Genomic DNA, 24,990 nt, shown 5'->3' with positions numbered 1-24,990 from the left:
AATAGGTGGAATGACCGTCTATTCACAAGCAAAGGAGCTGCACATGTCGCGACTCTTTCCAATAGCGAGGGCAGCGCTATTGAAACATTCGTATGGGTCTAGCATTTTTTCTCTCGTGGTAGTGTTGCTATTTTCGCTGGCCGGCAATGCCCAGGCCAGCACGACCACGAGTACGGCTTCGCTGCCAACGGGCACGCAGGCTGGTCCCACCTCCTATCATAATCCGATTATTCCTCAGAACCTGGCTGATCCATCCATTATAAAAGGGCTGGATGGGTATTATTATGTGATTGCCACCTCGGATCGCTGGCAGGATGGATCATACCATATCCTCCCGATTCATCGTTCGACGGATCTGGTACACTGGCAGTTTGTGGGTGATGCCATGGCCAGCCGACCCGATTGGGTTGATGCCAACGCGGGCTTGTGGGCGCCTGACATTCAGTATTTTAACCACAAATATTATATGTACTACACGGCCTCGGCTACGAAAGCTCTGCCGAAATATGGGACTGGCGCGAGTCCCAGTTCGATAGGTGTGGCGGTCGCCGATAGTTTGACTGGTCCCTGGCAGGATGTGGGTCCTTCAGCGGGCGGCAGCTTCCAGCATGGGCCGATCGTACCACCGCGTGCCTGTGTCTACAATACTGATCCCAACTGTTATTACTGGACCTTTGATCCGGCGGTCTTTACCGACCACGATGGACAACGCTATCTGTATTATGGGAGCTATTATGGTGGCACACTGGTGCAGAAACTGGCTACTGACGGTCTGCAGGTCAGTGGTCCCGCATACCAGATTGGGCACTGGGATCGCTATGAAGGCACCTATGTGATCCGCCATGATGTCAATGGCAAAGCATATTACTATAACTTCTCTTCCACCGCTAATTGTTGTGTCGGTCCTGAGAGTCCCTATAGTGTCGTGGTGAGCCGGGCGACCTCGCCGCTGGGACCATTTATCGACCAGAATGGCTTTCCAATGGTCACGCCGAGCGGACAGCCGGTGCCAACGCAGCGCCCTTCCACCGATCCAGCCGGAGTCAACAGCGGCGCGCAAGGTGGTGGCTATCCAACACTCAAGCAGAACGGCAACAAGTGGCGGGGGATAGGGCACAACGCCATCATCACCGACCTATCTGGGCAAGATTGGATCATCTATCATGGTGTGGATGAGAACAATGGCTGGGTGAATGGCTCAGGCATCTCATTTCGCCAGTTACTGATGGATCGTATTGACTGGACAGCTGACGGCTGGCCAACGGTCAACGATGGTAAGGGTCCATCATTGACCAACGTTGCTCCAGTGACTACGCCAATCGTTGGTGATACCTTCAACGCTGCCAACAATAGCGATCTGGGTATCAGTTGGCAGAGCGTAAATGGCAACTGGCAGGTGATTTCCGGTGATGCGGCTGCCGGCGGGTATGTAGAGCAGAAGAGCGCGAATGACCAGGCCCTGCTCATCAGCCAGAAAACGGTCCCTCAGGGAGCGCATACGGAACTGGATTTGCGTCTGCAAACGGGTGGAACGAATGGACGCTATGGTGCCTTTGTCTCTTATACGCAGAAGGGGCAGAGCAATACGCACGGGACCTTTATCGCAGCCTTTGTTGATCCTGTTCACAAGACGCTGGTAACCGCTGCCTACCAGAATGGTCATGTGATTCAACAGGTGCAGTCGACACCGTTACCAGCCAACTTTGATGCCACCGACTGGCACCAACTGACTATTGATGAACTTACCAGTCAGCCAGGGCAGGCACGTTACCGCTTTGAGCTCTCTGATTCGCAGCGTGATCCGGTTGCTGTACAGGAGCGCGCCTTCCCGGCTTCATTCCACCACAACGACGGTCGGGTTGGCTTTATCACTGAGAATGCTACAGCCGACTTCGATAATATAGCGACTGCGCCGCTGACACATCATGTAGCGCCGCCACAGCAGGTACCACAGACGGGCACTCTGCTTGCTCCATACTCTGATGAGTTCAATAGCACACTGGGGCAGCAGTGGTCCTGGGTTCGTGAAGACCCCTCTCGGCACACATTGGCGAATGGACAACTCTCGATTACCGTCAATGGTGATCTCTATCGCAACGCCAACGACGCAACCAATCTGCTGGTAGAGAACGCGCCCTCCGGTAATTATATGCTGGAGACAAAGATGACCTTTGACCCGGACACGAATTACCAGCAGGCGGGTCTGCTCGTCTATAGCGATGACGACCATTACATCAAAGCCGGGGTCACGCACCATGAATCGCTGAACAAGGTCATCGCTGGTCATGAAAACCTGGATCCGGCTCCGTTAGATCAGACGAGCTGTGATGTACAACCGGCGGCAGGCAGCAACGTCGCCATCAAGGCCTATACGGCCCAGCAGTGTCCATTGGAGGGTGAGAGCTGGGATTACCTCTCAAATCCGAATCCGACCATAAATGGCAGCACAGCCGCCAATCCAATGGTCACCACGTGGCTACGCATCTATCGGACCGGCACCATCTATACACCTTACAGCAGCCTGGACGGCGTACACTGGGTGAAAGGGAACGCATGGGACCTGAATCCTGCTTCGGCCGCCTATCCTATCAAAATTGGTCTCTATGCTTTCTCATCGGGACCTGCCAATACCATTCCCGCACAGTTTGACTATGTTCATGTGTATCGCCAGCCCTGAGCTGTGCGTGAATGAGTAACAAAAGGAGAGATCGGATGAGTCTGATCTCTCCTTTTTCGCTTCTGGTGCGAGTAGCATTATTTTGACCGTATGGTCTGCGGGTCATCCGTTTCCGATCATCGTGCTCAAACCTGATGAAGCAAATGCCTCAAGGCGATGTAGACTTGCTCCACATGACTCGCGAACAATTAAGACTTTCCTTCGCATGATTTGCATCACATGCTCATCTGTGATTGTCCTGGTAAACGAACCCAATGCAAAAACCTTCATGATTCTTCTCCTTGTTCAAAGGTTATTGCGAAACTTCATGACGTAACGTGTGTCGGTACCCGAGCACAGTCACTCCTTCGCCAGGCCGAAAGTCGGTTTCGGGAGAGCGGACATAGCCCAGACGCTCATACATGCGTATCGCGTCCTGCATGATCTCTGCCGTGTGCAATCCAATGGCCTGTGCTCCTGCCTCCCGGGCACGCCGTTCGCACTCCTTCATAAGAGCGGTACCAATCCCTTGTCCACGCGCCTGCGGGAGAACCGCGAGCAACCGGACTTCTGGATAGGAGACGCCGCTGGTCGCATGTGTATAGGGATCAGACTCTGGTGGATAGAGCAAAACACTACCAATGATCGATCCATTCTGCTCAGCGACAATCCGTTCAAAGTTGCCTTCCCCATTCAGGGTTGCGATGAGATTGTGTCGATAGACTGTCCAGAAAGCTGGGGGCATCACCGCTTGATACTGCGCATACACAGCGAGGGTAAGATCTTGGATGATCCCCCGCTCATCGTCCCTGGCATTTCGAAGAGAAAAATATTTCTCCATCATCTACGTTCCCTTCTCTGGTCGTTCGGCCATCAGTTCTTGTAAGCAGAGCAAGAAGACTACTTATGCAAGCAAATGTCTTGTGATGCTTTGTGATGCATTCCTCATCTCCATTATGAGTCATCCCTAATTTTTCAAAAGAAGGACTAGGCAAAATGGATCTCGTCATTTAGACTGTTGAATATGAAAAGCAAACAATCACTAAATGAGGAGATCCATCGTTATTATGTCAGAATTGTCAGAAACCTTCAAACGCTTGGAACAAGATCCGCAGGGGGGATCACAGCATCTGCTTCAGTTGCTTGAACAGTTTTTGCAGCCTTTTTTGCTCAGGCTCGATGATGTCTTAGACAAACGGTTGGTGCGCACCTTACTGCAATGCCTGGTTGCCATCATCCGCCTGCGTCAAAATCCACAAGCTTTGTGGCTGAGTGAGCTTGGTTCCTATCTGCAAGGCTATGATGGGTACTCAACGAGTGCCACCGCAGGCACCAAGCGGGTTGGAAAGCTGTTGCGATCCGTGAAGTGGACCGTGGGGCTCATTGATGACTATCTGCTGGAAAAAGCAGATGAGGAGGTACGCACCCTCAAAGAGCAATGCAAGCGGATCCTCTGCATCTGGGATGGAAGTGTGCTGGAGAAAGCCGAAAGCGAAAAGTTGGAAGGACTCTGCCCGGTTCTCTCGAGTAAAGCCAAGAGGCGGCAGCGGACAAAGCGGGGCTTCGTGTTCAATTGGCCTGCTGCTCGTCCGGTCAGGGTCATGGGAATGCAGTGGAATGCTGCACTCATTGTCGGAATGCAAGGGCTTCCCCATCTGGCAGTCACGAAGTGGTGGTCAACCAAAGGCGTCTTTGCCACCAGGCTCCGAGATGCGGAAGAAGAGGGATTGCGGATCTGTGTCAGAAAATGGGGTTCTTTGCTGGTTCATGTCTTTGATCGCGGCTATGCCTCAGGATATTGGCTGCGCGTGCTCGCCAAGTATCGAGCCCGTTTCATTATCCGCTGGGTCAAACATCACGTGTTTCTGACACTGGCCGGAGAGGAAAAGAAGCTGTGGCAAATTGGCCAGGGGAAGAAGTATCGCGCGCACAAAGAGATCTGGGATGGCAGAACGGGAGAAAAGATGGCCTGTGATTTGTGGTGGACAGCCCTTCGCCATCCTCAGACGCATGAACCATTGTTTCTCGTGAAAGCGCGGGTCAAAAAAGGCATCATGTATTTGATCACCAATGAGCCAGTCCACACCGAAGAGCAAGCATGGGATGTATTCTTCAGTTATCGTCGGAGATGGCAAATTGAGGTGAGTTTTCGCTATGCGAAATGTGAATTGGCCTTGGAATGTCCTCGGTTGTGGTCGTTAGAAGCTCGACTCAAGTTGCTTGGTATGGTCATGCTCGTCTATGCCTTCCTGCTTTCCTTGCTTGATCCGAGGCATCACGAACTCGTGCAAGCGCTCTTGCGCTTCCGATGTCACCGAACCGGAAAGCGGTGCCTGCACGTGCAGGCACCACTCTATCGGATCCGATGGGCACTCAGTCGCTTGTGGGACGATGACCGTCCCCGCTTCGGTTGTTTCCTCCCACCTTCTGATGATCCCCTCACGGTTTGCTCACTCATCCGAGACCTTGAGCGATTTCAGAAAAATTGGGGATGACTCATGTATAGGCGTACACACACTTGGGCAAAAACGTCAGATGCTTATCTCTTCCAGTTGAGAAAGAAGCATCCGGAGCGTCTTCAACTGCTCTATTCCGAGAGTGTCTTCAACGGCTGTCTGGGACTTCTCCCACAAGGGAGCGGCGAGAGCCACAGTTTCACGTCCCTTCTGCGTGATATGGACGGTATGCTCTCGTCGGTCGCTTCCTCTACCTAAAGAGACCAATCCGTCGCGTGCGAGAATACGCACATTCCTGCCAACGGTTGAACGATCACTTCCTAGTGTGTGAGCAAGATTCGTAAGACTCTGCTCTGTTTCCTCCTGAAGAAGATTTTTCAGAAGCAGATGTTGCGTTACCGTGAGACCACTGGGTGCAAGGACACGATCATAGACCTCAGTGAGGGTCTGTGCTGCGTAGCGTAGCGTTATACAATGACAAGAAAATGTTCTTTCCATATTGCGAGTATATACCCGCATATAAGCGGCGTCAAGAGTGTGCATTCTCATGGACCGATCTCTTCAACGTTTCCCGCAGAAGACCGACCCATCTTGATCATTCTTGCCCTGATCCTCTCGCGACTTGGGTTAGAAATCAACGACGCTTTTCTGTTTCGTCGAGGAGATTCTCTCGCACACTCGTTGTCGCGCTCTCATGGCAATCATCGCTGATTATGGTGCCCCACGATGTCAGGTGTGATGGACAAGAAGTTGCCCAGGTGATTGCTCAAGTGACCCTCATAGCCAGAGCTTGCTCATAAGGATGAGCCAAGTTGTTTGGTGGCCCATCCTTATGAGCAAGAACGGCTCATTCATACCGCAATGGATGGCAAAGTTCTGCGTGCTCTTCACTCTTGAGAAACGTTTCGTTTCTTTCTCTTCCCGAGAAGAATAACGCATTATCTGGCAATGACGCCAAGTAATGCAGCAGAACCTCGCATCTTTCGCAGAAGTTGGGTATACTTGCTTGAGAGGACGGGCAGCCCGCGTTGCGAGCTGCTTCATTGAGAGCGTTGTAGTGGTGCAACTGATCAATGATCGCTCATTCTCAACGCCGACCGGCGTCAATTGTGGCCCTTTGAAGAGGTTCCAGGGGAAGACGAGCCGAAAGAAGTGCAGGTGCTCATCTCTGGTTGTATGCGTACTACTTTAACCCAGTCGAGCAGGCTCAACCTGCTCCTTCCGAAACGGGTAGCGCTCATAGCACAAGGCAAGTAATCAGGAAAAAGGACTCTGTATGACAACAATGAAGGCAGAAGCAGCGACGGTGCGTCTCCAGTTGACCTGCATGCAGTCGCCAGATACCTCGTGTGTGCAAGGATCGACAATCTTCGGTCTCCAAGATCGGCAACAGAATGTTCATTCTGGGCAACAGAACCCAGACAGTTCTCTCTTCTACGACGTTGAGGTTCCAGTGGAACGAACACAGCAAACCGATACCGTTCGCTTTCGGGGTCCCTATGTTCATGGCACTCCGAGGGTTCCTTTTCTCTATTTGAGTCTCAAGTCTCTGGAGGGAGAGCAGCCTTCCTGGATCAGACGACTGAAAATCCCTCTCCCCATGGTGAAATGGGACGAGATCGATAGGGGATCAAGAACCACTCTTTTTGTCGCACGGATTGCTGGAACCGGCAGTGGAACCGTTCCCTTGCTCGATGGAGGTTGGACCAGGCGAGATGATCAGCACCCTGTTTGATCTGTTGAGTGATAACGCGTGCAATCAGCATGAACTGGCCTTTCTCCTGTAAAGAGTAGTGTCAATAGAAACTCATCTGAACTGCAGCGTATGCAAACGCTCCGCGGCTTCATCCCAGCTTGCGTGCTGATCAGCGCGAGGGAAAAATGTCTGTATTGGGGCGTGACTGGCAATCTGACGCACCTGCTTCAGGTCATGAAGTTCACCCAGGCCCACCAGTTGCATCAACGCATTGCCAGAAGCCGTCGCCTCGATCGGACCGGCCATAACAGGAAGGCCAAGTGCATCAGCCAGCCATTGGTTCATGGAGGTATTGCGAGCGCCGCCACCCAGGACAGAGATACAGGTAAGATCTCTCCCGGTAATCTGACAGGCCTGGCGAAACACATCACAATACCGTACAACCAGGCTCTCCATAATACAGCGAGCAAATGCGGCGGGAGTCTGGAGCGCTTGCTGGCCGTGCTCCAGAAGATAGACATTGATCGTTGTCAGCATATTCTCTGGCGCTAGAAATCGTGGGTCATCCGGATCAATAAGCGCCTGAAAGGGACGTGCGCCGTCTGCTTCCGCGAACAATGTCTCATAATCTATCCTGTGTCCCTCTCTGGCCCATTGGCGCTGGCATTCCTGTAAAAGCCAGAGGCCCATGACATTTTTCAAGAAACGTGTCGTGCCAAAAACACCACCTTCGTTGGTAAAGTTTGCCTGACACGCTACCTCACTCAAAACAGGGTGTGCAAGTTCCATCCCAACTAACGACCAGGTGCCAGAGCTAATATATCCCCAATGCTCCTTTCCAGAAACTGGAGCCGCGACAATTGCAGACGCTGTATCATGGGTTGCTGGTGCAATCACCCGGGCCTGACCAAGGTCATTGCGCAGTGCCGGCAAGACATCGCCAAGGATACTGCCAGCTTCAACAACCTCCGGGAAGATATGCGCTGGAATCTCTACTTCCTGCAAGAGATCACGTGCCCAGGCTCCAGCCAGTGGATCCCAGCATTGCGTTGTTGAGGCGTTTGTCCTTTCTCCTTCGAGAGAGCCACAGAGCCAGCTATGGAATATATCCGGTATCATTAGCAGGCGATGAGCATAGTGTAGCTGATCGGGCTGCATCAATCGCTGGGCATAGAGTTGATACAGGGTATTAAAAGGAAGGAATTGGATGCCTGTGCGCGCATAGAGGCGTTCCCTCCCAATGCGTGCACATACCTCTTCCATCAATCTATCGGTGCGGTGATCACGATACTGAAATACCTGCCCCAACAACAATCTCTGTTCATCAACCAGGCCATAGTCAACCGCCCAGGTATCGATACCGATGCTATCCAGCGTGCCATACGTCTGCCTGGCTTTTCGCAGTCCTGCAAGCATCTCATCCCACAGAGACAATACGTTCCAGAAACGATGACCATTGACCACGATAGAGCGATTCGCGAAGCGATAGATCTCATCCAATTGAAAATGTTCACCATCAAAGTGAGCGACCATGACACGCCCACTCTCGGCTCCGAGATCAATGGCTGCAACAATGCGCTGCTTCACCGGGGTGTCCCTTTCTTAGCGAGTATATGCGGCCGCCACGCCACCATCAACATTAAGAATGTTCCCTGTACTCTTCAGAGCACGTGTCGGTGAGGCAAAAAATGCTACGGCTTCCGCGATATCCTGTGGAACAATATTTACACCCAGCGTTGTCCGTTTCCGGTAGATCTCTTCAAGCTGATCAGGTGCAACCCCATAGGTCGCAGCACGTTCCTGTCTCCATGATCCTTCCCAGATTCGCGAACCAGCCAGAACCGCATCGGGATTGACGGTATTGACACGAATACCAAGGGCTCCCCCTTCCTCGGCCAGGCAACGGGCCAGATGTACTTCCGCTGCCTTGGCGGTCGAGTATGCGGCGGCGTTCTTGCCAGCTACCAGCGCATTTTTGCTGGCAACAAAGACCATCGCACCCCCACGCCCCTGTTGCTGTAAGAGACGAAAACCTTCGCGAGCGACCAGAAAATAGCCGGTGACAAGCACGTTCCAATTCCTATTCCATTCGGCAAGACTGGTATCGGTAATGGCAGCACTGGACGCGAGACCGGCATTGTTCACCAGGATATCAATTCCTCCAAACTGTAAAACTGCCTGACCAAATGCAGCGCGCACACTCCCTTCATCTGTGACATCCATCCTGACGGCAAGTGCACGCCCGGCGCCAAACTGTTGATTGATCTCAGCTGCTACACGTTCTGCTCCAACCAGATCAATGTCTGTCACAACGATATGCGCACCCTCTTGTGCGACACGACGGCAGATTGCAGAACCAATGCCACCGGCTGCTCCTGTGACCAGGGCAATGTGGCGAGCAAAATCGCGTTCCGGCGGCGCCAGTTTGAGCTTATATTGTTCCAACGGCCAGTATTCAACGGCATAGCTCTCAGAATCGCTGAGAGAGACAAAACCTCCGCATGCTTCAGCGCCTCGCATGACGGCAATGGCGCGATGATACAGCTGGGCTGCGATATGCGCAAAGAGCGCATCCTTCCCGGTTGAGAACATCCCAATGCCTGGGATAAGGATAATGCGCGGGTATGGATCAACAACAGCCTCAGCCGCACGCACAACGTTCATGGGCGCATCAGGATCTAAATCTTGTTCCGCATGCTCTTCCAGATAGCGTTCATACCGTTCGACATATCCGGCTATTGCTGTGGTCAACCCCTGTTGGAGGCTCTCAAGCCCCTCGGTGGGTGTCCATCCAACCAGCAATGGCCAGGGTTTGGTATGCACAAGGTGATCAGGACAGGCTGCACCAATCTTTGTCAGATGAGGAGCCTGTTCACTCCCCACAAAAGCAAGAATGTCTTCGCTATCTTCAAAATGCAGAACCTGTCGTGTATGAGCAGAGACAAGGCCTCGAAGTGTAGGCGCAATCTGTGTGGCAATGACCTGCCGTTCCGCAGGAGCAAGCGCGGCAACGCGTTCTGACCCAAACTGCGCCTGTCCGGGTTGCTGTGCGATACGAGCTTCAACAAACTGGCGGGCCTTTGCGATGGCTGCCATCGTCGAGGTAAAGCACTCCTCATCACTCTCTCCCCAGGTAATGAGACCATGCTTGGCGAGGATCACCAGTTTCGCATGGGGATGAGCCCGCACGCTCAGGGCTACTTCGCGTGCCAGTGCGAAGCCGGGACGGCGATAAGGGATCCAGACAAGATCAGTTCCAAAGCATTCGCGAGCCAGATGTTCTCCATCAGCTGCACAGGCAAAATAATTGGTGGCATCGGCATGCGTATGATCAATATGCGCAAAAGGAAGAAACGCGTGCAGGAATGTCTCAATCGATGGCCGAGGTTGGCCTGGTTGATAGAAACAGTGTGCTAGATAGGCGACCATCTCACTATCGCTCATCTGCTCTCGTTCCAACAACGGGAGCAGATCGTCGAGGTAGAGACCGGTAAATGAGGCCTCAGAACAACTGGCAAGATCTGAACCCGACCCTTTGACCCAGAGCACCTGTGTGGTACGACCGCGAAAATCAATCTCCTCAGATTTTGCTGACGTGTTTCCTCCACCCCAGTTACACACGGAACGATCAGCCCCTAATTTCCGTGAGCGTGCAACCAGAAGAGCCAACGCCTTCGGCTCTTGTTCTGCGCTATCCGTCATGATATTCCCTCATCTCTCGCTCAGACCGTGTCTGGCACGAGAAGCAATAGTGGTCTGGCTCATGACTACGAGCCAGGTGTTTCTTAGCGGTACGAGAAAAGATATTTCGTTTTGTTTCTATTTCTTTCAAAAAGATACATTAATCTATGGGCGTTGTCAATATCTGTTGAAGATTCGTTGGATATGTAGGAAAATACAGTAGATAAAAAGAGTAAAAATCAATAGAACATGCAATCAATTGACAGCAGCCACGTTTTATGGTATAAAAACAAAACGAAACGAAATAGCTTGGACCCCGGTGATAGGATCTGCCTGATGCATATCAATAGCTGTTTCTTGGTGAGACAATAGTGGTGAGAGGATGATCCGGGGAGATACCAGTGGCGAAAAGGATAGACTATCAAAGCATGCATAGTGAAAAGCATAAAACGAAACAAAACGAAACAGTTATTGATGACGACACTGCATTGTTTAGCTCTGAGCGACGACAACAGATCATGATGGTCGTAGAGAAAGAGCGACGGGTGATGGTCTCGGACCTTCGTGAACGCTTTGCCGTCTCTGATGTGACCATTCGTAAAGATCTGAACTGGTTAGAAGCACAGGGGCTGGTTCTGCGTACCCACGGAGGAGCAATTTTAAACACGTCAGTCTCAAATCCCAGCGAGTTGAGTATCGATGTGCGACAACAGCTCCACCATGTCGAAAAAGAACGGATCGGGGAGGTAGCTGCCAGCATGATTCATGATGGCGAAACTATTGCGCTTGATGCCAGCACAACCGCTCTTGCCATTGTTCCATTTTTGCATACCAAACGTGACCTGACTGTGATCACTAATGGGGTTCGTGCAGGCATAGATCTCCTCCAGATTCCTGGAGTATCGGTCATGCTTCCTGGTGGCATGTTACGGAAGGAATCCCACTCACTCGTTGGTCACTGGGGGCAATCTATTTTGGAACAGATTCATATTAGTAAAGCCTTTGTTGGTGCCCGGGGGCTGACGCTGCATGCTGGTCTGACCGATGTCAATGCTGAAGAAGTGGAACTGAAGCAGGCCATTGTCAACTCAGCACAAGAAGTTATTGCCGTGATCGACTCGACCAAATGGGGGCAGGTGACGCTCGCAACCTTTTGTCCTATCGAGCGACTCCAATGCATCATCACCGATACCCAGGCCCCCACACAGATGGTTACCCAGTTTCGTAATATGGGCATCGATATACAGATTGTCAGCGCACCATAAGGGAAAAGCACACTTTCAGTCAGACATTTTCTATCGCTCCGGGATACAACTCAATGAGCATACGCTGGTTTTCTCGCAGATGAGGACCTGGATCATACAAAGAATGTTTATTATGAGTTTCAAGATGGAGAAACACAAGGAGCAACACGATGGCCGAAGAGTTATTTGAGCAGTCGCGCATGGCGTTGGCCCGGCAGGGCATGGATGTTGAACAGATCATCGGGCAGATGCAGGCGTTCTCTATTGAGACGCCATCCTGGGGATATGGCAATTCGGGAACACGTTTCAAAGTCTTTCCCTGGCCTGGCGCGGCATCTACGCTCTATGAGAAACTGGAAGATGCCGCCCAGGTTCAGCGAGTAACGGGCTGTTGCCCAACGGTTGCCTTGCATATTCCCTGGGATCTGGTTGATGACTGGTCAAAGGTGAAAGAGTATGCCGAGCATCTGGGATTACGGCTTGGGGCGGTGAACCCCAACCTGTTTCAGGATGGCGTCTATCGCTTTGGAAGTCTCTGCCATTTTGATCCAAAAGTACGGACGCAGGCCATTGAGCACGTACTGGAGTGTATCCAGATCGCGCAAACCATTGATTCAAAGGTCATCAGTCTCTGGCTGGCAGACGGCACAAACTATCCCGGTCAGGATGATCTGCGACGACGGCGTCATCGTTTACATGACGCTCTCCAGACTATCGTTGCCGCATTACCCGCTGACATGCGTCTCTTCATCGAATATAAGTTCTTTGAACCTGCCTTCTACTCGACAGATCTCCCTGATTGGGGAACCTCACTTCTCATGGCACAAAAACTGGGACCACAGGCCGAAGTACTGGTCGATACAGGTCACCATCCTCAGGGGACTAATATTGCACAGATTGTGGCACAACTGCTTGAAGAGGAACGTCTGGGAGGATTTCATTTTAATGATCGTAAGTATGCTGATGACGATCTGATGGCCGGTTCTCTCAATCCTTTCGAACTGTTCTGCATTTTTAACGAGATCATTGGCGCGCAGCATGAGGGAAATACCAATGCCGGACGTATTGCGTATATGATTGATCAATCACACAATATTGAGCCAAAGATTGAAGCCATGATTCAAAGCATCATGCATATCCAGATCGCCTATGCCAAAGCTCTCCTGGTTGACCGCGTTGCCCTCCAACAAGTGCAGGAGCAGGGTGATGTTTTAGCGGCCTATCGTGTGCTTCAAGATGCGTATGAAACGGATGTTCGTCCTTTGCTCGCAGAAGTTCGTGTGCGACAGGGACTGGAACCGGATCCGATTGGTGCATTCCGTTCGAGTGGCTATGCCGAGCGTATTGCACGTGAACGCACAGGACGTGCTGGCGTTCTCGGTGGCTATCCTGGCGCGTGACGTAATCAGAACCACTACTGGCAAGAACCTTGAGCATAGACTCAGGGTTCTTACGTTTTTATTCAACCTGAAGGTTACGGCGCACCCCTTTGATACGTGGTCTCAATTCCAACACATATTGGAGATGAGATTTCAGCGTCCGCCCGAGCAGGAGTGGTGCCAGGACGTTGATCGCGGCAACACACAATTCATAGCCACGCCTAATGGTAACGCTTGCTAAATACTCGGTTGTTGCTTTGATTAATGTAGGAAAACATATGCGCGCGCACGCTTCCAGCATCGCTCATTGTTCCTGTTTCCTCCCCAGGAGCCGCTGCGCCGAAGAGCATTGGTCTTCCCCCAAGTCCACAGGCAACTTTACGCCGGTAGGCAGGTGGCTGGCGAGGTATCAGTTGCTTGATCCTTTTCCATCCATCCCCCGACAAACCGGACGTGCGACATTCACCGCATCCGGCTTTTCCGTTCGTTCACTCCGATCTTTTCTATCGCGTGGGCTGGCCGGCATGGATAGCCTGATGACAGAAGTGACACACCACAAGGGTCTTTCTTCGGCGTGCTGCCATGATTTTGACCCATCGTGGTCGCTCTTTTCCATCTTTATTGAGGTCTGCGAGTTTGCGAATGTGGTGAACTTTGACGTTTTCCAGCGATAAGCAACCGGCCACACGCACTTTGCTGGAGAGCCAATTCTACGCTATTACTAACAAAATCACCCTCTTATCTTCGAATGTTACACTTTCCCCCTCTATTCAGACTGTTATTTTGAACAAATCGCATGCGAACTGTATCTCAAATAACGTTAGGAATAAATTATGCAGCAATCGCTGGATCTGAAGAGGATGGAGAAAACACCTGGAGTTGCAATTCTTTACCAGCGTTATGCGCCAGGCATTTTGACCTACCTGCGCCTCCATGTCTCTTCACGCGAAGATGCAGAAGACCTTCTGGTGGACACATTTCTTGCTGGATGTGAGAGCCAATCGTTTCAAGCTCTTCCAGAGGAGAGGCAGCGGCTCTGGCTGTGGCGTGTGGCGCGCAATAAAGTTGCTGATTATTATCGTTCTCCTTCTCAACGTACGATGGTGAATGTCGATGAATTGGCGGATGCCCTCTATGCTGATGAAGATCAGATGCCTGAACTGCTTGCTGAACGGGGAGAGGAGTATCTGCGCTTGCGCTCACAGGTGCAGCAACTTCCCTGGCTCCAACAACAGATATTGCGGCTGCGCTTTGTCAATAATCTGAATAGTATGGAGATTGCCAGGCTAGTGGGGAAAAGCGATGCGGCTGTGCGCATGATGCTATTGCGTACTTTGAATCTGTTACGTTCCGCCTATTCAGAGAAGTGAGAAAGGAAGAGTTTATGCCTGAGCGTGATGACTACTCTTCTTTAGAAGAGTTTGATGAGCTGATGAGACAATTCTCTTCTACCTCACGGATAGAAGATGATCGTGATCTGCGCTTTATTGATGACCTGCAGCGTGCTTGCCATGATAATGGGGCAGCGGAAGATATGCGTTCCCTCCAACGGTCATGGGAACGAATTATGTCGGCACAACAACCGACGGAATATTCTAATGAGAAAAGGAAGGTCATTCCTATGAGCATAGTGACAAAGGAAGCAAAGAGAACCTCTCCACGGCGTACATTTAGCCAACGTTTCGGTGTGTTTATCGCTGTTGCTGTGGCCATGTGTGTTATAGCCAGCATGGTCCTTACCTTTACCTGGATGCATAATTCGAATAAGGCGAATATGAATGTATTGAGCAAGCCTCCGATAAGCTCTACTCCGACTTCTCCAGGTAAACAGGGAGATACCATTACCTCCTATCAGCAAGAAGGCTTTAGCGTTTATAGTGTACGCTGGTCACCTGATGGTAAGCGTATTGCTTCGACGGGCGAGAGTTTCGCTTCATGGGATGCATTGACGGGTAAGAACAGTGTGACCTACTTGACGTTGCCCAATCCGATAGATCTTGTAAAGCAAGGAAAAAAGAAGAATGAAATCGATTGGTTCTATCCTGCAGCCCAGTGGTCACCTGATAGCAGCAAGATTGCGCTGCCTTTTCATTCCAATATTCAAATCTGGGACAGCAATACGAACACGTTGATAAAAACTGTGAAGTATCCCCAGTCAATGCCTGGCCAGCCTGAATTATCGATCAGATTTGTACATTGGTCTGCGGATGGAAAAGATATTAGTGCGATTACCACTGGCGAAGGCCGTCCCAATGTACTTACGGTGTTTGATGTAGCGACGGGAGAGAAGAAGGCTGAGATAAAGTTGGCGCTGCTTGGCACATTTAATCAAGTTGTCTGGTCACCTGATAACAATTATCTGGCGGTAGTATACTTTGATAAATCGCTGGTCTATGTTCTGAATCTGCATACTGGCCAGATCAGTTATACCTATAATGGACCCGCAACCGTAGGTAGTGTTGCCTGGTCGCCTGATAGCAGGCGTATTGCCACCGGCTTTGGTGATGGTAAGGACATTACGCAGGTATGGGATGCATTGACTGGAAGAAATGTTGTGACCCATAACGGTGGCACCTTATCTGTCTGGTCACCTGATGGCAAATACATTGCTATGGAGTATATGGATCCAAATGGCAAAGAGGCCAACGGTCAGGTTCAGGTTTGGCAAGTCACGACGGGCAAAACCATCTATACATATGAGCATAGCCAGGGAATTATATTCACCCTTGATTGGTCGCCCAATAGCAAGTATATCGTCTCGGCAGGGATGAACGGCGATGACAAGAAGACGGCTGAGGTTCTTGTCTGGCGAGCTATTCCCTAACACTTTTTAGTAAATCCAGCTAGACTAAAGCAGAAGAGAGAGCTTACTCCGATTCGGTGTAAAATGTTATCTTCATAAAAAGGGTCGGCATCCAAACCTGAAAACGCGTTTTCAGGTTTGGATGCCGACCCTACCTAAGCCATTTGAGACCCTCCCCCAACCAACTTGCGCCATACAGATGTTGGAAGCCGACTTCCTGGAGAGAGGGGAGGAGCGAGCGTTTTTTTCCGGACGTTGGAGCAACTGTTTGCGGAGCGAGAGGCGGGATATGCGGCCAAAGGGGAATGGCCGATTCCTGACTCCTCTCATCGCACAGGCGCGCAAATGGAATCATCGCAACACATTACTCGCTGTAGCAGACCTTGCAGTCCATCGTGCGCGCTCGTATCGGTCAGTGGCAGCAAGCCAGACGACTTATGAAGGTAGCGCAGCCAGAGGTGATAAAATCGGCGGTATTCATATGGGCACCATCGGACGTTTCCTCTACGAGCAGGGGAACGCGCACCGCCGTCGAGAGATGTTTATAGGCGGTGATGCTGAACTCGCGCATGAACAGGCGCCAGACGGACCTTCTACTGCTTAGATATCTCGTACAGTTCCCAGGCAATCCCATCAGGATCGTAAAAGCTGATGTAGCTGATCGGCATCATGGTTTCTTGCTCAACTCCGTTATTAGGAACACCTGCAAGGTCGAGGTGCCGTTTCATCTCCTCAAGCTCATTGGCAGAAGGCACCCCCAAGGCGACATGATCCAGGCCGACACGGTAGGGATCAAAGCGATCATCAGCGTGGGTCTGCGTCGCATTTCCACGAAAGGCAATGGTTGATCCATATGCATTACAGATGAGAAGGTCTGGTAATTCCAGAAGCGGCTCAAAGCCAAGTATGTCTGCATAAAAGTGCCGAGCACGGGCCAAATCGGTGACGCGCAAACCAATATGGGCAAGTCCTGTTGATGCAAGTTTCATTCTTTCTCTCCTTCTTCGTATTCTTCTCATAAAGATAATCAAAACGACAAATACTTTTAAAAAGACATCTTACTCTCTTTTATACCCTGTCTGGAGACAGGACTGCTTGATGCTTCAAGACAAAATCCTCGATCCTCATAGGAGACCGACCGGTAATTCGCTCGACAAGGTCGTTTGTACCGCTAAACAGGCCATTATCCATGTCAATGGCGGCTTCACGCAGATGCTGACTGGCATGCGACTCCTCTCCCAAAGCATCGGGTCGATTGGATTCCGCGTACCCTGTCAGAGAATCATTGCGTGCAACATTCTCGCCTCCTGCAGTGAACGTCTCGCGTAGCACCTCGAACGGGACCTGCTGATACCCTATCTCTCTTTTGAGGACGCGACTCACCTCGGCAGCAAGCTCCGCAAAGGTGTATTCGATCGGGCCATAGAGTGGGTACACCTGCCCTTGATGAGGCTTCGGGTCCTGGAGAATGCGTGCGATCACACGTCCTTGATCCTCCCCCGCTATAAAGGCAGCCTTTCCTGCTCCATAAGGGACATACATTGTCCCCTGTTGGATCATGGGAGAGAGGTACAACAGCCATTCAGCAAAGAAGGTAGGCCGAAGATGGGTGACAGGAACACCCGACCAGTCGAAAACTCGCTCAGAAAGCCAGTGGTCAAAGGCATCGTGACTGTGTGCGTCCTTACGCGCAATCTTTTGTGACATATTGACAATCGCGTCAACCTCAGCCTCTCTTGCGGCCTGAGCAAATTGGGCTGTAGCCTGCACCATCCCAGGCGCAATGGGAAAACAGAAGTAGGCTCGCTTCACGCCTTGCAATGCCGCCCTGACCGCATGGAAGTCACGCAAGTCGCCAAAGACGACCTCGACGCCTTGCTTTTGCAACTGCTCTGAGCGCTCGTCTTCTCGGTGTGCAAGTGCACGGATACTCTGGTGTCCATGTGCCTGTAATACGGCAATCACTGCTCTGCCCGTGACACCTGTTGCGGCGGTGATGAGATAGGTTATCTGCTGGACCATATCTATATCTTCTCCTCTACTAATTCGTGTGAGTGTGTTTCGTGACTGTGATGCCATTCAGATGAGTCTGCACTCAAGACTGCGTGCGCCGGATCTGAGAACTCATGAAGCGCAAGGGATGGAACGGTTTTGGGAGCTAGACGAAGCAGCGAGATGAGCATTACCACCAACAGTTTGAACCGAGTCGCGAAACGTGGCGTGGCTTCTGGGTTGCCGGAAACATATCGTCTCGCGATGGTTTCGTAGTCTTCGGCTTCTTTGCCTGTGACGGTACGAACGTCATTGGTTGGTGCATTGATGGCAAAGGCATTCTTCTGGTAGTCAAACGCGTATTGTTGGTACATGGCAAGCATGTAATTGGGGATGCCCATGCTTTTCATGACCTTCAAGAGCATCCCTATCGGCATGTTGATGTACCTGACCTTGCGCCCAAGGACGTTGGTGAATGTTGCTGCAATCTCTTGTGGAGACACGAGCTTTGAACTCGTAGGACGATAGGTCTTTCCAGCGTGACCTGCTGGTCGTGCGAGAATTTCAGCTGCCACTCGAGCCATGTCTTCGTTCGATGGAGGTGCGTTAAAGCCTGCGCCGTAGGGGAGAGGTAGAAGCCCAAATTGAGTGATCAAGGGTAAGATTTGCATTTCGTTATCTGCAAAAAAGCCAGGGTTGATGAAGGTGACAGAAGTTCCAGGCAAGAGTTCGAGCAGTCTGTCGGCGAGCCAAACCTCACGTGTGTGCAGAGCAGGGTGATTGGGATGAGAAAGCCACTGGCTCATGACGACGACTGACTCCAGTTTCTGTTCAGCGGCGACTGCTGTGAAGATCGCCGCTGCCTTGAGATTTCCCTCTGTTGGTGGCACACAAAAGTACGCACGACGTGCTCCTGCCATCGCTTTTCTCATATCGTTCACGTCTGTGAGTGAGCCGACGACGATCTCTGCGCCCTTCGCCTTGAGGCGTTCGCTACGAGCATCTTCCTTTCGTACGAAGGCGGTAACGGGAAATCCTTCGCCGAGGAGTTGAAGGGCAAGAGGCATGCCGGTTCTTCCAGCAGCCGTCAAAACGAGAATTCTAGGTGTATCCATGGACATTCGCTCCTATTCAGGAAAGTAAAGTAACTCCATTTGCAGTGTACAGTTTGACGTAACGTCAAAGTCAAGCCCCCTTTTCTGCGGCACTAACTCGCTGGAAGTGGATCACCAACCACCATTTTGTCCTCTTTACCTCGCTGAGGTGGATTGCAAAAAGAGGTACTCCTCTCCCCAAAATCCGCTCTCTCTCTGCTCACGTCTGGTACCACATGTGCTGTACCTCTGACGGAGTATCAAAAAGCCTTCGTGTTGAGAACGTGTGAAAAGGAATCACGGTGGTGCACCAACTTTATGAACAAGTGGGGCTTGACTTTGACGTTACGTCAAACTGTACACTGCAAATGTGATCAGTGAAACGATCACCGGAACACGGAATGTACCTCGTGTCTACAAAAAACTATTCGTAGAGGAGAAACATCATGAACACGCTTGAGATGCTGGAGAAGCGCAATCAGGAATTTGCTGTACATCAGTTTACGGCTGGCTTGCCCCCTGTAGGGACGTTAAAGACGATGATCATCAGCTGCGTCGATGCACGCGTCGATCCGGCTCACATCCTGGGTCTGGAGCCTGGGGATGCGATGGTCATACGTAGTATTGGTGGTCGGGTTACGCCAGCGACATTGCAGACGATCAGTATGCTGCTGTCGATAGGAGCGAATCCCGGCAACATGACCCTCATCGTGCTTCATCATACGCAGTGTGGAATTACGCGCATGGTAGGCAAACCCGACACGTTGGCCGACTACTTTCAAATCGACACGGCGGAACTGGCGACCAAAGCGATCCTCGATCCCCGAGCTGCGGTTGCCGTCGATGTTGCCGTGCTCAAGACAAACCCTTTGACGAGCGAGTGGGATATCTCTGGGCTGGTCTATGATGTGAACACTGGGCTTGTTGAAACCGTTGTCGCTCCCGATTCGCTCTAGTCGTGGAGTAGCCGTGTACAACGGCTACCTCGTAGAGGGCCGAAACTCAGAGGAAATGGGCAGAGGAATCCCGTTTCGTCACTGGAAGTTGGAGTTCCATGACCGCTTCATCCTCTTTTCCTTGAAGAGGCAGTTGCATCAGGATTTCGCGCCCCGTCCCCACGACTAGGTATTGGTTTGCCTCAAGCCACTGAGCAAGCAGGCCGTAGCTCCCGTGGCTTTCGGAGACCGGACCGGCATGCACAATCGTCGCCATCATGTCTACTGCTGGAAGTGTATGATGCGTCAGAATGTGATCCTCCGACAAGAGGACACGATCTGGAACGTTTCCCGTGAGCAAATATCCCACTTCAACATCGATTGCTTCGGGATCATACACGGGCGAATGAATCACGATGGCAATCGTGCTCAAGGAGCTCTTTCCGATGCGATGCGGGACGACGGCGACGATATTCTCGACGCGCCGTCGTACTGCGTCCATCCCTGGCAGCACGTCTCGAAGAGAGAGATAGTCCTGGGCTGGAATTGCTTTCAGGACGACGTCGGGAACCTGGAGTCCATCGAGGTGTTGCAGTCGAGATTCAATATCGCGAAAGCGGGCCATTTCTTCTTGAACGGTGCGCTCAATTTGGGCCTTTCGTAGCGTCAGCATCCCCCGAATTTCATCGGTTGACGTTTGCTGATCGAGCAATCGGGCGACCTGTTCTAGTGATAAGCCCAATTCTTTCAGCACTAAAATACGATTCAGTCGGGGGAGTTGGTACGCACTATAATATCGATATCCAGTTTGTGGGTCGGTAAATTCGGGACTGAGTAAGCCAATCTCGTCGTAATACCGTAGGAGACGGCCTGAAACCTGAGCAATTCGAGAAAACTCGCCGATACGAAACATGTCACTTCCTCCTTGAAACGTTCTGTTCTCTACAGAGAGTGTATAGTTTGACGTTACGGCAATGTCAAGCTATTCTGTCCTGGCGAGTCTTTTCCGTAATTCCTGGGGGGCATGTACCTCCAGATGCTGTACTATGAAAATGCTCCTTTCCTCTTTTATATCCTTATGCTGGTTTTTCTTCGGTTTGAACTGCTACGGCTTCCACTGGCCTGGTAAGTTCAAGGTCAATGACAAGAGTAATTTCATCACTGGCAACCAGACCCCCACCCGCTATTACCGCATTCCAGTTCAAGCCCCAGTCCTTACGGTTCACTTGTCCTCGTAAATTGAATCCGGCCGTATAGGTGTTGAAAGGCGTCATGTTTACTCCAGCAAATTCACCCTCTAAGACGACTTCTCGGGTAGTACCGCGAATAGTGAGATCGCCAATAAGGTGTCCATGATGTGCATCGGTCATCACTACTTGTTTGCTTTGAAAGGTAATCAAGGGAAAATGCTCAACATCGAAAAAATCTGCCGAACGAAAATGCTCATCTCGTTGGGAATTGCGTGTCTTCACACTTGCCGCATCGATTTGGATAGCTATTGTGGAGCGTGTGAGATCGTGTTCGTCAAAGACCACGGTTCCTGTGAATTTCTCAAACTCTCCTCGCACAGTGGCGACCATCATATGGCGGCCTGTAAAACCAATGTAGGTATGTCCTGGATCAAATTGCCAGCTCATGGTATATTCCTCTTTCATTTTGTGTAAAAGCATCTGCAATGACGAAAAATGGCTTTGCTCTCCTTGCGGAAAGTAAGATGACGTGCCTTCTGCTAGATGCGCTTCTCCTTACTTCCTGGAAGAATCCCTGCTTTCTACAGATTGTTGTACGGCGTATAGTTGCATATGCAACTATGAAAGTATATCACAAAGTCGTTGTATGTGCAATGATTGTGCATGCAACGGATTTTATGCTACACTTTAGCGATGGACCAACGAACAGATCGAACACAACTGAGAACGTGGCAAACATTTCTCACTGTTCATGGATAGAAGCGCCTAACTGATGGTTACAGATGCATGAAGCGTGGCCTATCTATGCCCAAAGTATGGTGAAATACTTTACTGACTTTCTCCCTGACCCACATACTCGAACGGGTTCTGCTGGCAGCACAAAAGCTCTGACCCACATTTCTTCCTGATCAGATTTTGAGCCGGGCAGCACCGGAGGATCACCAATAGAGGTTTAGTATATGACTCGTGACGTGAAGATGAAACCATAAGGCTTTTCATCCAAAAACCGGTAGGATCTAAGGATCTGGGCTTTACAGAATGTTTGACAGTCTGTCGTTGTTGCTTATACAATAGAAGATATGTGCGCACTTAATATTTTTATTGGACATAGGGTGTCTATGAAGGACGTAGCCCTATGAAAAACTTGTCTGGTGCCAAACAAGTTATTTGCCATGGAGACGTATGATGCGTAAAAGAATCGGCTTGTTTTCAATGCTGCTCGTCGCATTACTCGCTACTTTCTCTATTGTTGTCACAAGTGCCAGTGCCGCGGCACGAAGTGGTCAGAACATGCAAAAAGAGAGGGCGACCTCTGCATTTCCAGCTCAAACATTTGCCAATAGCACGGCAAGTGGCATCGCCATTATTTCCTCGACTGATGTCTGGGTGGTTGGTTCCTATCGAGATGCTCAATTAGAGCAGCATATTCTCACAGAACATTGGAATGGCTCGGCCTGGAGCGTTATTCCGAGTCCCTCGGTGAACTCGAGTGAGCTCAAGGCTGTCGCTGCAGTCTCTTCAAATGATGTGTGGGCTGTTGGGAATACCGCTGTCACACACGATGACTATCCGACCGCTCTCGTGGAGCACTGGAATGGTACACAGTGGAGCGTGGTCTCCAACATTGGTTTGCCAAAAGGCTCGTATGGTAGTCAGCTTGAAGCCCTGGCAGTTGTCTCGCCCACTAATATCTGGGCGGTTGGTACAACGTATATCAATACGATTGTCCCTTTCCAGGGTCTCATCGAGCACTGGGATGGCAAGCAGTGGAGTAATGTGCCAGCTGCTGCAAATACAAAGGTACTGAACGGTGTCTTCGCGCTGTCTGCGAATAATATCTGGGCTGTGGGATCGCAAGTGGTCTCCGGTCATAGTTCACGTTCCAATACGAATATCATCCATTGGGATGGTACGCAATGGAGCAACCTTTCTGCTGGTGCATTTCCTTTTATTGAAGGAGAGTTGACCTCAATCACAGGTACTGGCGTGAACAATCTCTGGGCGGTTGGTTACCAGGTAGCCAAACAGGCCCCGATCATTGTGCATTGGGATGGCTCGACCTGGAGTAACGTTGACAGTCCATCTAGTGGAAATGGTATCCAGCAGACGCTCAGTAGCATAACGGCAGTTGCACCCAATGATATCTGGGCCGTTGGTGCGTCCGTCAAGAACTCTGTCTCGACCGGGCTGATTGTGCACCGGGATGGCGCAAAGTGGAGTATCGTGTTCTCGCCCACATCTGTAAGGGAAGCTCCCGTTGGCTCCATGTGCTCTGGCCTGATCCAGGGGAAAGCGTCAGGATGCCCAATCGGGGTTAGGCGATCCAGATCGCTCTCTCCTTCATGTATGGGCTCTCCGCGCCCTGCTCGGCGCAACGCTTTCTCTCGTCCTTGACGAATAATAAGGAGCAGGTAATGGTTTGTCAGCGTCACATGCTCAAGAATGGCTTGGATCGACCAGCCGCCATCTTGTGGATGATAGCAGTGACTCTCTTCTGATTGTTCAAACCATTTCTCCAACTCGACTAGCGCTTCCGACAACGCCTGTCGAACTACCTGGATCGTCTTTTCGTATGGCATTGTTCTCTCCCGCTCCTCCTTCTTCTCATCAACTGGCTTTCTGGGAACGCTCATGTTCTTCCACGTTCGCATCCTGTGCTTCCTTTGGTCGAGAGCAGTCAGGAGCGCTCAGTTCTTCCTGTCATTGAAGCTGTTTCAACAGTCTAGCAGGATGCTGAACTGTTGTCTATCTCTTTACACAGGAGCTTTTCTGGGCCTGCACTAAGCCATTTGAGACCTCCCCCAACCAACTTGCGCCATACAGATGTCGGAAGCCAACTTCCTGTTATCAACAAGTTCGTCAAATGTCACAGTGGCTCGATCTCATTTTGAACCATGCCTAAAGAATAAGCCTGTCATTACTGCTGTAGAGATGGCCACGAGTATCAAAACCATATTTTTAATGCTCATGAATGAAGCGGAATTTTACGGCTGGGATTGTGTGAAGATGCTGTTTGATGAAAGATGAGCCTGGGAAGCAGGAAGTGAACGCAAACGCCGTGGTGCGTCTCCTAATTCGCGACGAATGATTTTATTGAAGTGGTGGAGATCGGGTATGCCTACAGCAGTTGCGATCTGCTTGATTGGCTGGTTGGTTTGGGTCAGCAACATCTGTGCACGCTCAATGCGCCGGTGGCGAATATAGCCTGTAATAGTTGTGCCTAACGTATCGTGAAAGAGGTTGGAGAGTTGGCGGTGGGAGATATGCACGTCCTCGGCGAGTGAAGCGATACGAATAGTATCGCTCAAACGTAGCTCAATGAGTTCCAGTGCCCGGCGCAGGGCAGGATGGCGCGTGGTCGATGCATGCTGTTGAATTGGAGTACGCTCTGTCAATTGCCACAGCAGGTCCCACAGCAGCATATTTGTACGCTCGGGACTACCAGGATAAGCGCAAATAGCAGCTTCATACTGCTCCTCAAAGCGTGCAAAGTCCGTTCCCAGATCGGTTATCGCGGCAATGGGAACCTCTGGCTCACCACGCCCACCAGGGAGCGTAAGATGGGCATAATGATGTGTTGAGCGCCCCTGGTAGTGAAGGGTCAGCGTTGCGTCAGGCGGAAAGACACCGCAATAGCCTGGTTGGACAGGCAACACATAATCATCGACCGCCAATTCACCTGCATACCGAAAGAGCAGGAGCACCCACACATTTGAATGATACTGCTCCATCAATGCTTGCTCACCGTGGGTTGCGGTACCGATAATCATCACTTTTGGGGGAGATTTCAATGAAATACTCCAGCAGACCTGCTGCGCCTCTTTCCGCTGCATTGCCAAATTATACCACTCATTTCAGATAGAG

At 51.0% G+C, this 24,990-nt stretch carries 22 protein-coding genes and 1 pseudogene; 10 read left to right on the top strand and 13 right to left on the bottom strand.

The window, feature by feature from the left end; genetic code table 11:
- Nucleotides 1–43 precede the first annotated feature (43 nt).
- On the top strand, nucleotides 44–2,677 hold the full coding sequence (locus EL633_RS24205) for a family 43 glycosylhydrolase (RefSeq protein WP_161982396.1): 2,634 nt from the start codon (nucleotides 44–46) through the stop codon (nucleotides 2,675–2,677).
- A gap of 292 nt (nucleotides 2,678–2,969) precedes the next feature.
- Here EL633_RS24205 and EL633_RS24200 read toward each other — a convergent pair whose 3' ends face one another.
- Nucleotides 2,970–3,500, bottom strand: a complete 531-nt coding sequence (locus EL633_RS24200; RefSeq protein WP_126629856.1) for a GNAT family N-acetyltransferase — start codon at nucleotides 3,498–3,500, stop codon at nucleotides 2,970–2,972.
- Nucleotides 3,501–3,723: 223 nt separating this feature from the next.
- Here EL633_RS24200 and EL633_RS24195 point away from each other — a divergent pair, with 223 nt between their 5' ends.
- On the top strand, nucleotides 3,724–5,151 hold the full coding sequence (locus EL633_RS24195) for a hypothetical protein (RefSeq protein ID WP_126629191.1): 1,428 nt from the start codon (nucleotides 3,724–3,726) through the stop codon (nucleotides 5,149–5,151).
- Nucleotides 5,152–5,187: 36 nt separating this feature from the next.
- On the opposite strand, the gene EL633_RS24190 is transcribed toward EL633_RS24195, so the two are convergent.
- A complete protein-coding gene (locus tag EL633_RS24190) occupies nucleotides 5,188–5,661 on the bottom strand; it encodes a MarR family winged helix-turn-helix transcriptional regulator (RefSeq protein ID WP_126629855.1) in 474 nt (157 codons plus the stop codon).
- Between the two features lie 727 nt (nucleotides 5,662–6,388).
- Here EL633_RS24190 and EL633_RS24180 point away from each other — a divergent pair.
- A complete protein-coding gene (locus EL633_RS24180; RefSeq protein WP_126629854.1) occupies nucleotides 6,389–6,847 on the top strand; it encodes a DUF5990 family protein in 459 nt (152 codons plus the stop codon).
- A 72-nt stretch (nucleotides 6,848–6,919) separates the two neighbouring features.
- Here the strand turns inward: EL633_RS24180 and EL633_RS24175 are convergent, their stop codons facing one another.
- Nucleotides 6,920–8,395, bottom strand: a complete 1,476-nt coding sequence (locus EL633_RS24175; protein WP_126629853.1) for a rhamnulokinase — start codon at nucleotides 8,393–8,395, stop codon at nucleotides 6,920–6,922.
- 15 nt (nucleotides 8,396–8,410) lie between these two features.
- Nucleotides 8,411–10,510 carry a bifunctional aldolase/short-chain dehydrogenase gene (locus EL633_RS24170; protein WP_126629852.1) on the bottom strand — a complete coding sequence of 700 codons (2,100 nt, stop codon included), beginning with the start codon at nucleotides 10,508–10,510 and terminating at the stop codon, nucleotides 8,411–8,413.
- A 407-nt stretch (nucleotides 10,511–10,917) separates the two neighbouring features.
- On the opposite strand from EL633_RS24170, the gene EL633_RS24165 reads away from it, so the two are divergent.
- On the top strand, nucleotides 10,918–11,754 hold the full coding sequence (locus EL633_RS24165; RefSeq protein WP_126629851.1) for a DeoR/GlpR family DNA-binding transcription regulator: 837 nt from the start codon (nucleotides 10,918–10,920) through the stop codon (nucleotides 11,752–11,754).
- A gap of 149 nt (nucleotides 11,755–11,903) precedes the next feature.
- Nucleotides 11,904–13,133, top strand: a complete 1,230-nt coding sequence (gene rhaI, locus EL633_RS24160; protein ID WP_126629850.1) for an L-rhamnose isomerase — start codon at nucleotides 11,904–11,906, stop codon at nucleotides 13,131–13,133.
- 58 nt (nucleotides 13,134–13,191) lie between these two features.
- On the opposite strand, the gene EL633_RS24155 is transcribed toward rhaI, so the two are convergent.
- The gene (locus EL633_RS24155; RefSeq protein ID WP_126629849.1) at nucleotides 13,192–13,413 is read right to left on the bottom strand and encodes a hypothetical protein; all 222 of its coding nucleotides are present in this window, start codon (nucleotides 13,411–13,413) and stop codon (nucleotides 13,192–13,194) included.
- Between the two features lie 202 nt (nucleotides 13,414–13,615).
- On the bottom strand, nucleotides 13,616–13,798 hold the full coding sequence (locus EL633_RS38285; protein WP_371865569.1) for an HNH endonuclease: 183 nt from the start codon (nucleotides 13,796–13,798) through the stop codon (nucleotides 13,616–13,618).
- A 147-nt stretch (nucleotides 13,799–13,945) separates the two neighbouring features.
- Between EL633_RS38285 and EL633_RS24145 the strand changes: the two genes are divergently transcribed.
- On the top strand, nucleotides 13,946–14,482 hold the full coding sequence (locus EL633_RS24145; RefSeq protein WP_246039246.1) for an RNA polymerase sigma factor: 537 nt from the start codon (nucleotides 13,946–13,948) through the stop codon (nucleotides 14,480–14,482).
- 14 nt (nucleotides 14,483–14,496) lie between these two features.
- On the top strand, nucleotides 14,497–15,936 hold the full coding sequence (locus EL633_RS24140; RefSeq protein WP_126629848.1) for a WD40 repeat domain-containing protein: 1,440 nt from the start codon (nucleotides 14,497–14,499) through the stop codon (nucleotides 15,934–15,936).
- A 418-nt stretch (nucleotides 15,937–16,354) separates the two neighbouring features.
- Here the strand turns inward: EL633_RS24140 and EL633_RS38280 are convergent.
- The 4 genes and pseudogenes from EL633_RS38280 to EL633_RS24120 form a co-directional block, all read right to left on the bottom strand.
- Nucleotides 16,355–16,486: pseudogene (locus EL633_RS38280) on the bottom strand (enolase C-terminal domain-like protein); the annotation flags it as partial.
- Nucleotides 16,487–16,508: 22 nt separating this feature from the next.
- On the bottom strand, nucleotides 16,509–16,904 hold the full coding sequence (locus tag EL633_RS24130) for a VOC family protein (RefSeq protein ID WP_161982395.1): 396 nt from the start codon (nucleotides 16,902–16,904) through the stop codon (nucleotides 16,509–16,511).
- A 79-nt stretch (nucleotides 16,905–16,983) separates the two neighbouring features.
- Nucleotides 16,984–17,937: an NmrA family NAD(P)-binding protein gene (locus tag EL633_RS24125; protein ID WP_126629846.1), complete on the bottom strand. Its 954-nt coding sequence runs from the start codon at nucleotides 17,935–17,937 to the stop codon at nucleotides 16,984–16,986.
- 2 nt (nucleotides 17,938–17,939) lie between these two features.
- The gene (locus EL633_RS24120; protein ID WP_161982394.1) at nucleotides 17,940–19,022 is read right to left on the bottom strand and encodes an NmrA family NAD(P)-binding protein; all 1,083 of its coding nucleotides are present in this window, start codon (nucleotides 19,020–19,022) and stop codon (nucleotides 17,940–17,942) included.
- A 425-nt stretch (nucleotides 19,023–19,447) separates the two neighbouring features.
- Here EL633_RS24120 and EL633_RS24115 point away from each other — a divergent pair, with 425 nt between their 5' ends.
- Nucleotides 19,448–19,957 carry a carbonic anhydrase gene (locus tag EL633_RS24115; RefSeq protein WP_126629844.1) on the top strand — a complete coding sequence of 170 codons (510 nt, stop codon included), beginning with the start codon at nucleotides 19,448–19,450 and terminating at the stop codon, nucleotides 19,955–19,957.
- 46 nt (nucleotides 19,958–20,003) lie between these two features.
- Here the strand turns inward: EL633_RS24115 and EL633_RS24110 are convergent, their stop codons facing one another.
- A complete protein-coding gene (locus EL633_RS24110; protein WP_126629843.1) occupies nucleotides 20,004–20,849 on the bottom strand; it encodes a MerR family transcriptional regulator in 846 nt (281 codons plus the stop codon).
- A 163-nt stretch (nucleotides 20,850–21,012) separates the two neighbouring features.
- On the bottom strand, nucleotides 21,013–21,573 hold the full coding sequence (locus tag EL633_RS24105; protein ID WP_161982393.1) for a YceI family protein: 561 nt from the start codon (nucleotides 21,571–21,573) through the stop codon (nucleotides 21,013–21,015).
- A gap of 735 nt (nucleotides 21,574–22,308) precedes the next feature.
- Between EL633_RS24105 and EL633_RS37650 the strand changes: the two genes are divergently transcribed.
- Together EL633_RS37650 and EL633_RS37645 are read left to right on the top strand one after the other, a co-directional pair.
- Entirely contained in the window at nucleotides 22,309–23,520 is a 1,212-nt protein-coding gene (locus EL633_RS37650; RefSeq protein WP_246039244.1) for a beta propeller repeat protein, read from the top strand.
- A gap of 25 nt (nucleotides 23,521–23,545) precedes the next feature.
- On the top strand, nucleotides 23,546–23,833 hold the full coding sequence (locus tag EL633_RS37645; protein WP_246039243.1) for a hypothetical protein: 288 nt from the start codon (nucleotides 23,546–23,548) through the stop codon (nucleotides 23,831–23,833).
- A 277-nt stretch (nucleotides 23,834–24,110) separates the two neighbouring features.
- Here the strand turns inward: EL633_RS37645 and EL633_RS24095 are convergent, their stop codons facing one another.
- Complete coding sequence (locus EL633_RS24095; RefSeq protein WP_246039331.1) at nucleotides 24,111–24,959, bottom strand: AraC family transcriptional regulator; 849 nt, start codon at nucleotides 24,957–24,959, stop codon at nucleotides 24,111–24,113.
- Nucleotides 24,960–24,990 lie beyond the last annotated feature (31 nt).

It is taken from the genome of Dictyobacter alpinus, assembly GCF_003967575.1.
Taxonomy (GTDB): Bacteria; Chloroflexota; Ktedonobacteria; order Ktedonobacterales; family Ktedonobacteraceae; genus Dictyobacter; species Dictyobacter alpinus.
This window is presented reverse-complemented; position numbering and strand designations above follow the sequence as displayed.

What these genes read in the sequence shown, in the direction of transcription:
- EL633_RS24205 (WP_161982396.1), top strand. Translation starts at nt 44, where the DNA reads ATGTCGCGACTCTTTCCAATAGCGAGGGCAGCGCTATTGAAACATTCG.
- EL633_RS24200 (WP_126629856.1), bottom strand. Translation starts at nt 3,500, where the DNA reads ATGATGGAGAAATATTTTTCTCTTCGAAATGCCAGGGACGATGAGCGG.
- EL633_RS24195 (WP_126629191.1), top strand. Translation starts at nt 3,724, where the DNA reads ATGTCAGAATTGTCAGAAACCTTCAAACGCTTGGAACAAGATCCGCAG.
- EL633_RS24190 (WP_126629855.1), bottom strand. Translation starts at nt 5,661, where the DNA reads ATGAGAATGCACACTCTTGACGCCGCTTATATGCGGGTATATACTCGC.
- EL633_RS24180 (WP_126629854.1), top strand. Translation starts at nt 6,389, where the DNA reads ATGACAACAATGAAGGCAGAAGCAGCGACGGTGCGTCTCCAGTTGACC.
- EL633_RS24170 (WP_126629852.1), bottom strand. Translation starts at nt 10,510, where the DNA reads ATGACGGATAGCGCAGAACAAGAGCCGAAGGCGTTGGCTCTTCTGGTT.
- EL633_RS24165 (WP_126629851.1), top strand. Translation starts at nt 10,918, where the DNA reads ATGCATAGTGAAAAGCATAAAACGAAACAAAACGAAACAGTTATTGAT.
- rhaI (WP_126629850.1), top strand. Translation starts at nt 11,904, where the DNA reads ATGGCCGAAGAGTTATTTGAGCAGTCGCGCATGGCGTTGGCCCGGCAG.
- EL633_RS24155 (WP_126629849.1), bottom strand. Translation starts at nt 13,413, where the DNA reads ATGCTGGAAGCGTGCGCGCGCATATGTTTTCCTACATTAATCAAAGCA.
- EL633_RS24145 (WP_246039246.1), top strand. Translation starts at nt 13,946, where the DNA reads ATGCAGCAATCGCTGGATCTGAAGAGGATGGAGAAAACACCTGGAGTT.
- EL633_RS24140 (WP_126629848.1), top strand. Translation starts at nt 14,497, where the DNA reads ATGCCTGAGCGTGATGACTACTCTTCTTTAGAAGAGTTTGATGAGCTG.
- EL633_RS24130 (WP_161982395.1), bottom strand. Translation starts at nt 16,904, where the DNA reads ATGAAACTTGCATCAACAGGACTTGCCCATATTGGTTTGCGCGTCACC.
- EL633_RS24125 (WP_126629846.1), bottom strand. Translation starts at nt 17,937, where the DNA reads ATGGTCCAGCAGATAACCTATCTCATCACCGCCGCAACAGGTGTCACG.
- EL633_RS24120 (WP_161982394.1), bottom strand. Translation starts at nt 19,022, where the DNA reads ATGGATACACCTAGAATTCTCGTTTTGACGGCTGCTGGAAGAACCGGC.
- EL633_RS24115 (WP_126629844.1), top strand. Translation starts at nt 19,448, where the DNA reads ATGAACACGCTTGAGATGCTGGAGAAGCGCAATCAGGAATTTGCTGTA.
- EL633_RS24110 (WP_126629843.1), bottom strand. Translation starts at nt 20,849, where the DNA reads ATGTTTCGTATCGGCGAGTTTTCTCGAATTGCTCAGGTTTCAGGCCGT.
- EL633_RS24105 (WP_161982393.1), bottom strand. Translation starts at nt 21,573, where the DNA reads ATGAGCTGGCAATTTGATCCAGGACATACCTACATTGGTTTTACAGGC.
- EL633_RS37650 (WP_246039244.1), top strand. Translation starts at nt 22,309, where the DNA reads ATGATGCGTAAAAGAATCGGCTTGTTTTCAATGCTGCTCGTCGCATTA.
- EL633_RS24095 (WP_246039331.1), bottom strand. Translation starts at nt 24,959, where the DNA reads ATGCAGCGGAAAGAGGCGCAGCAGGTCTGCTGGAGTATTTCATTGAAA.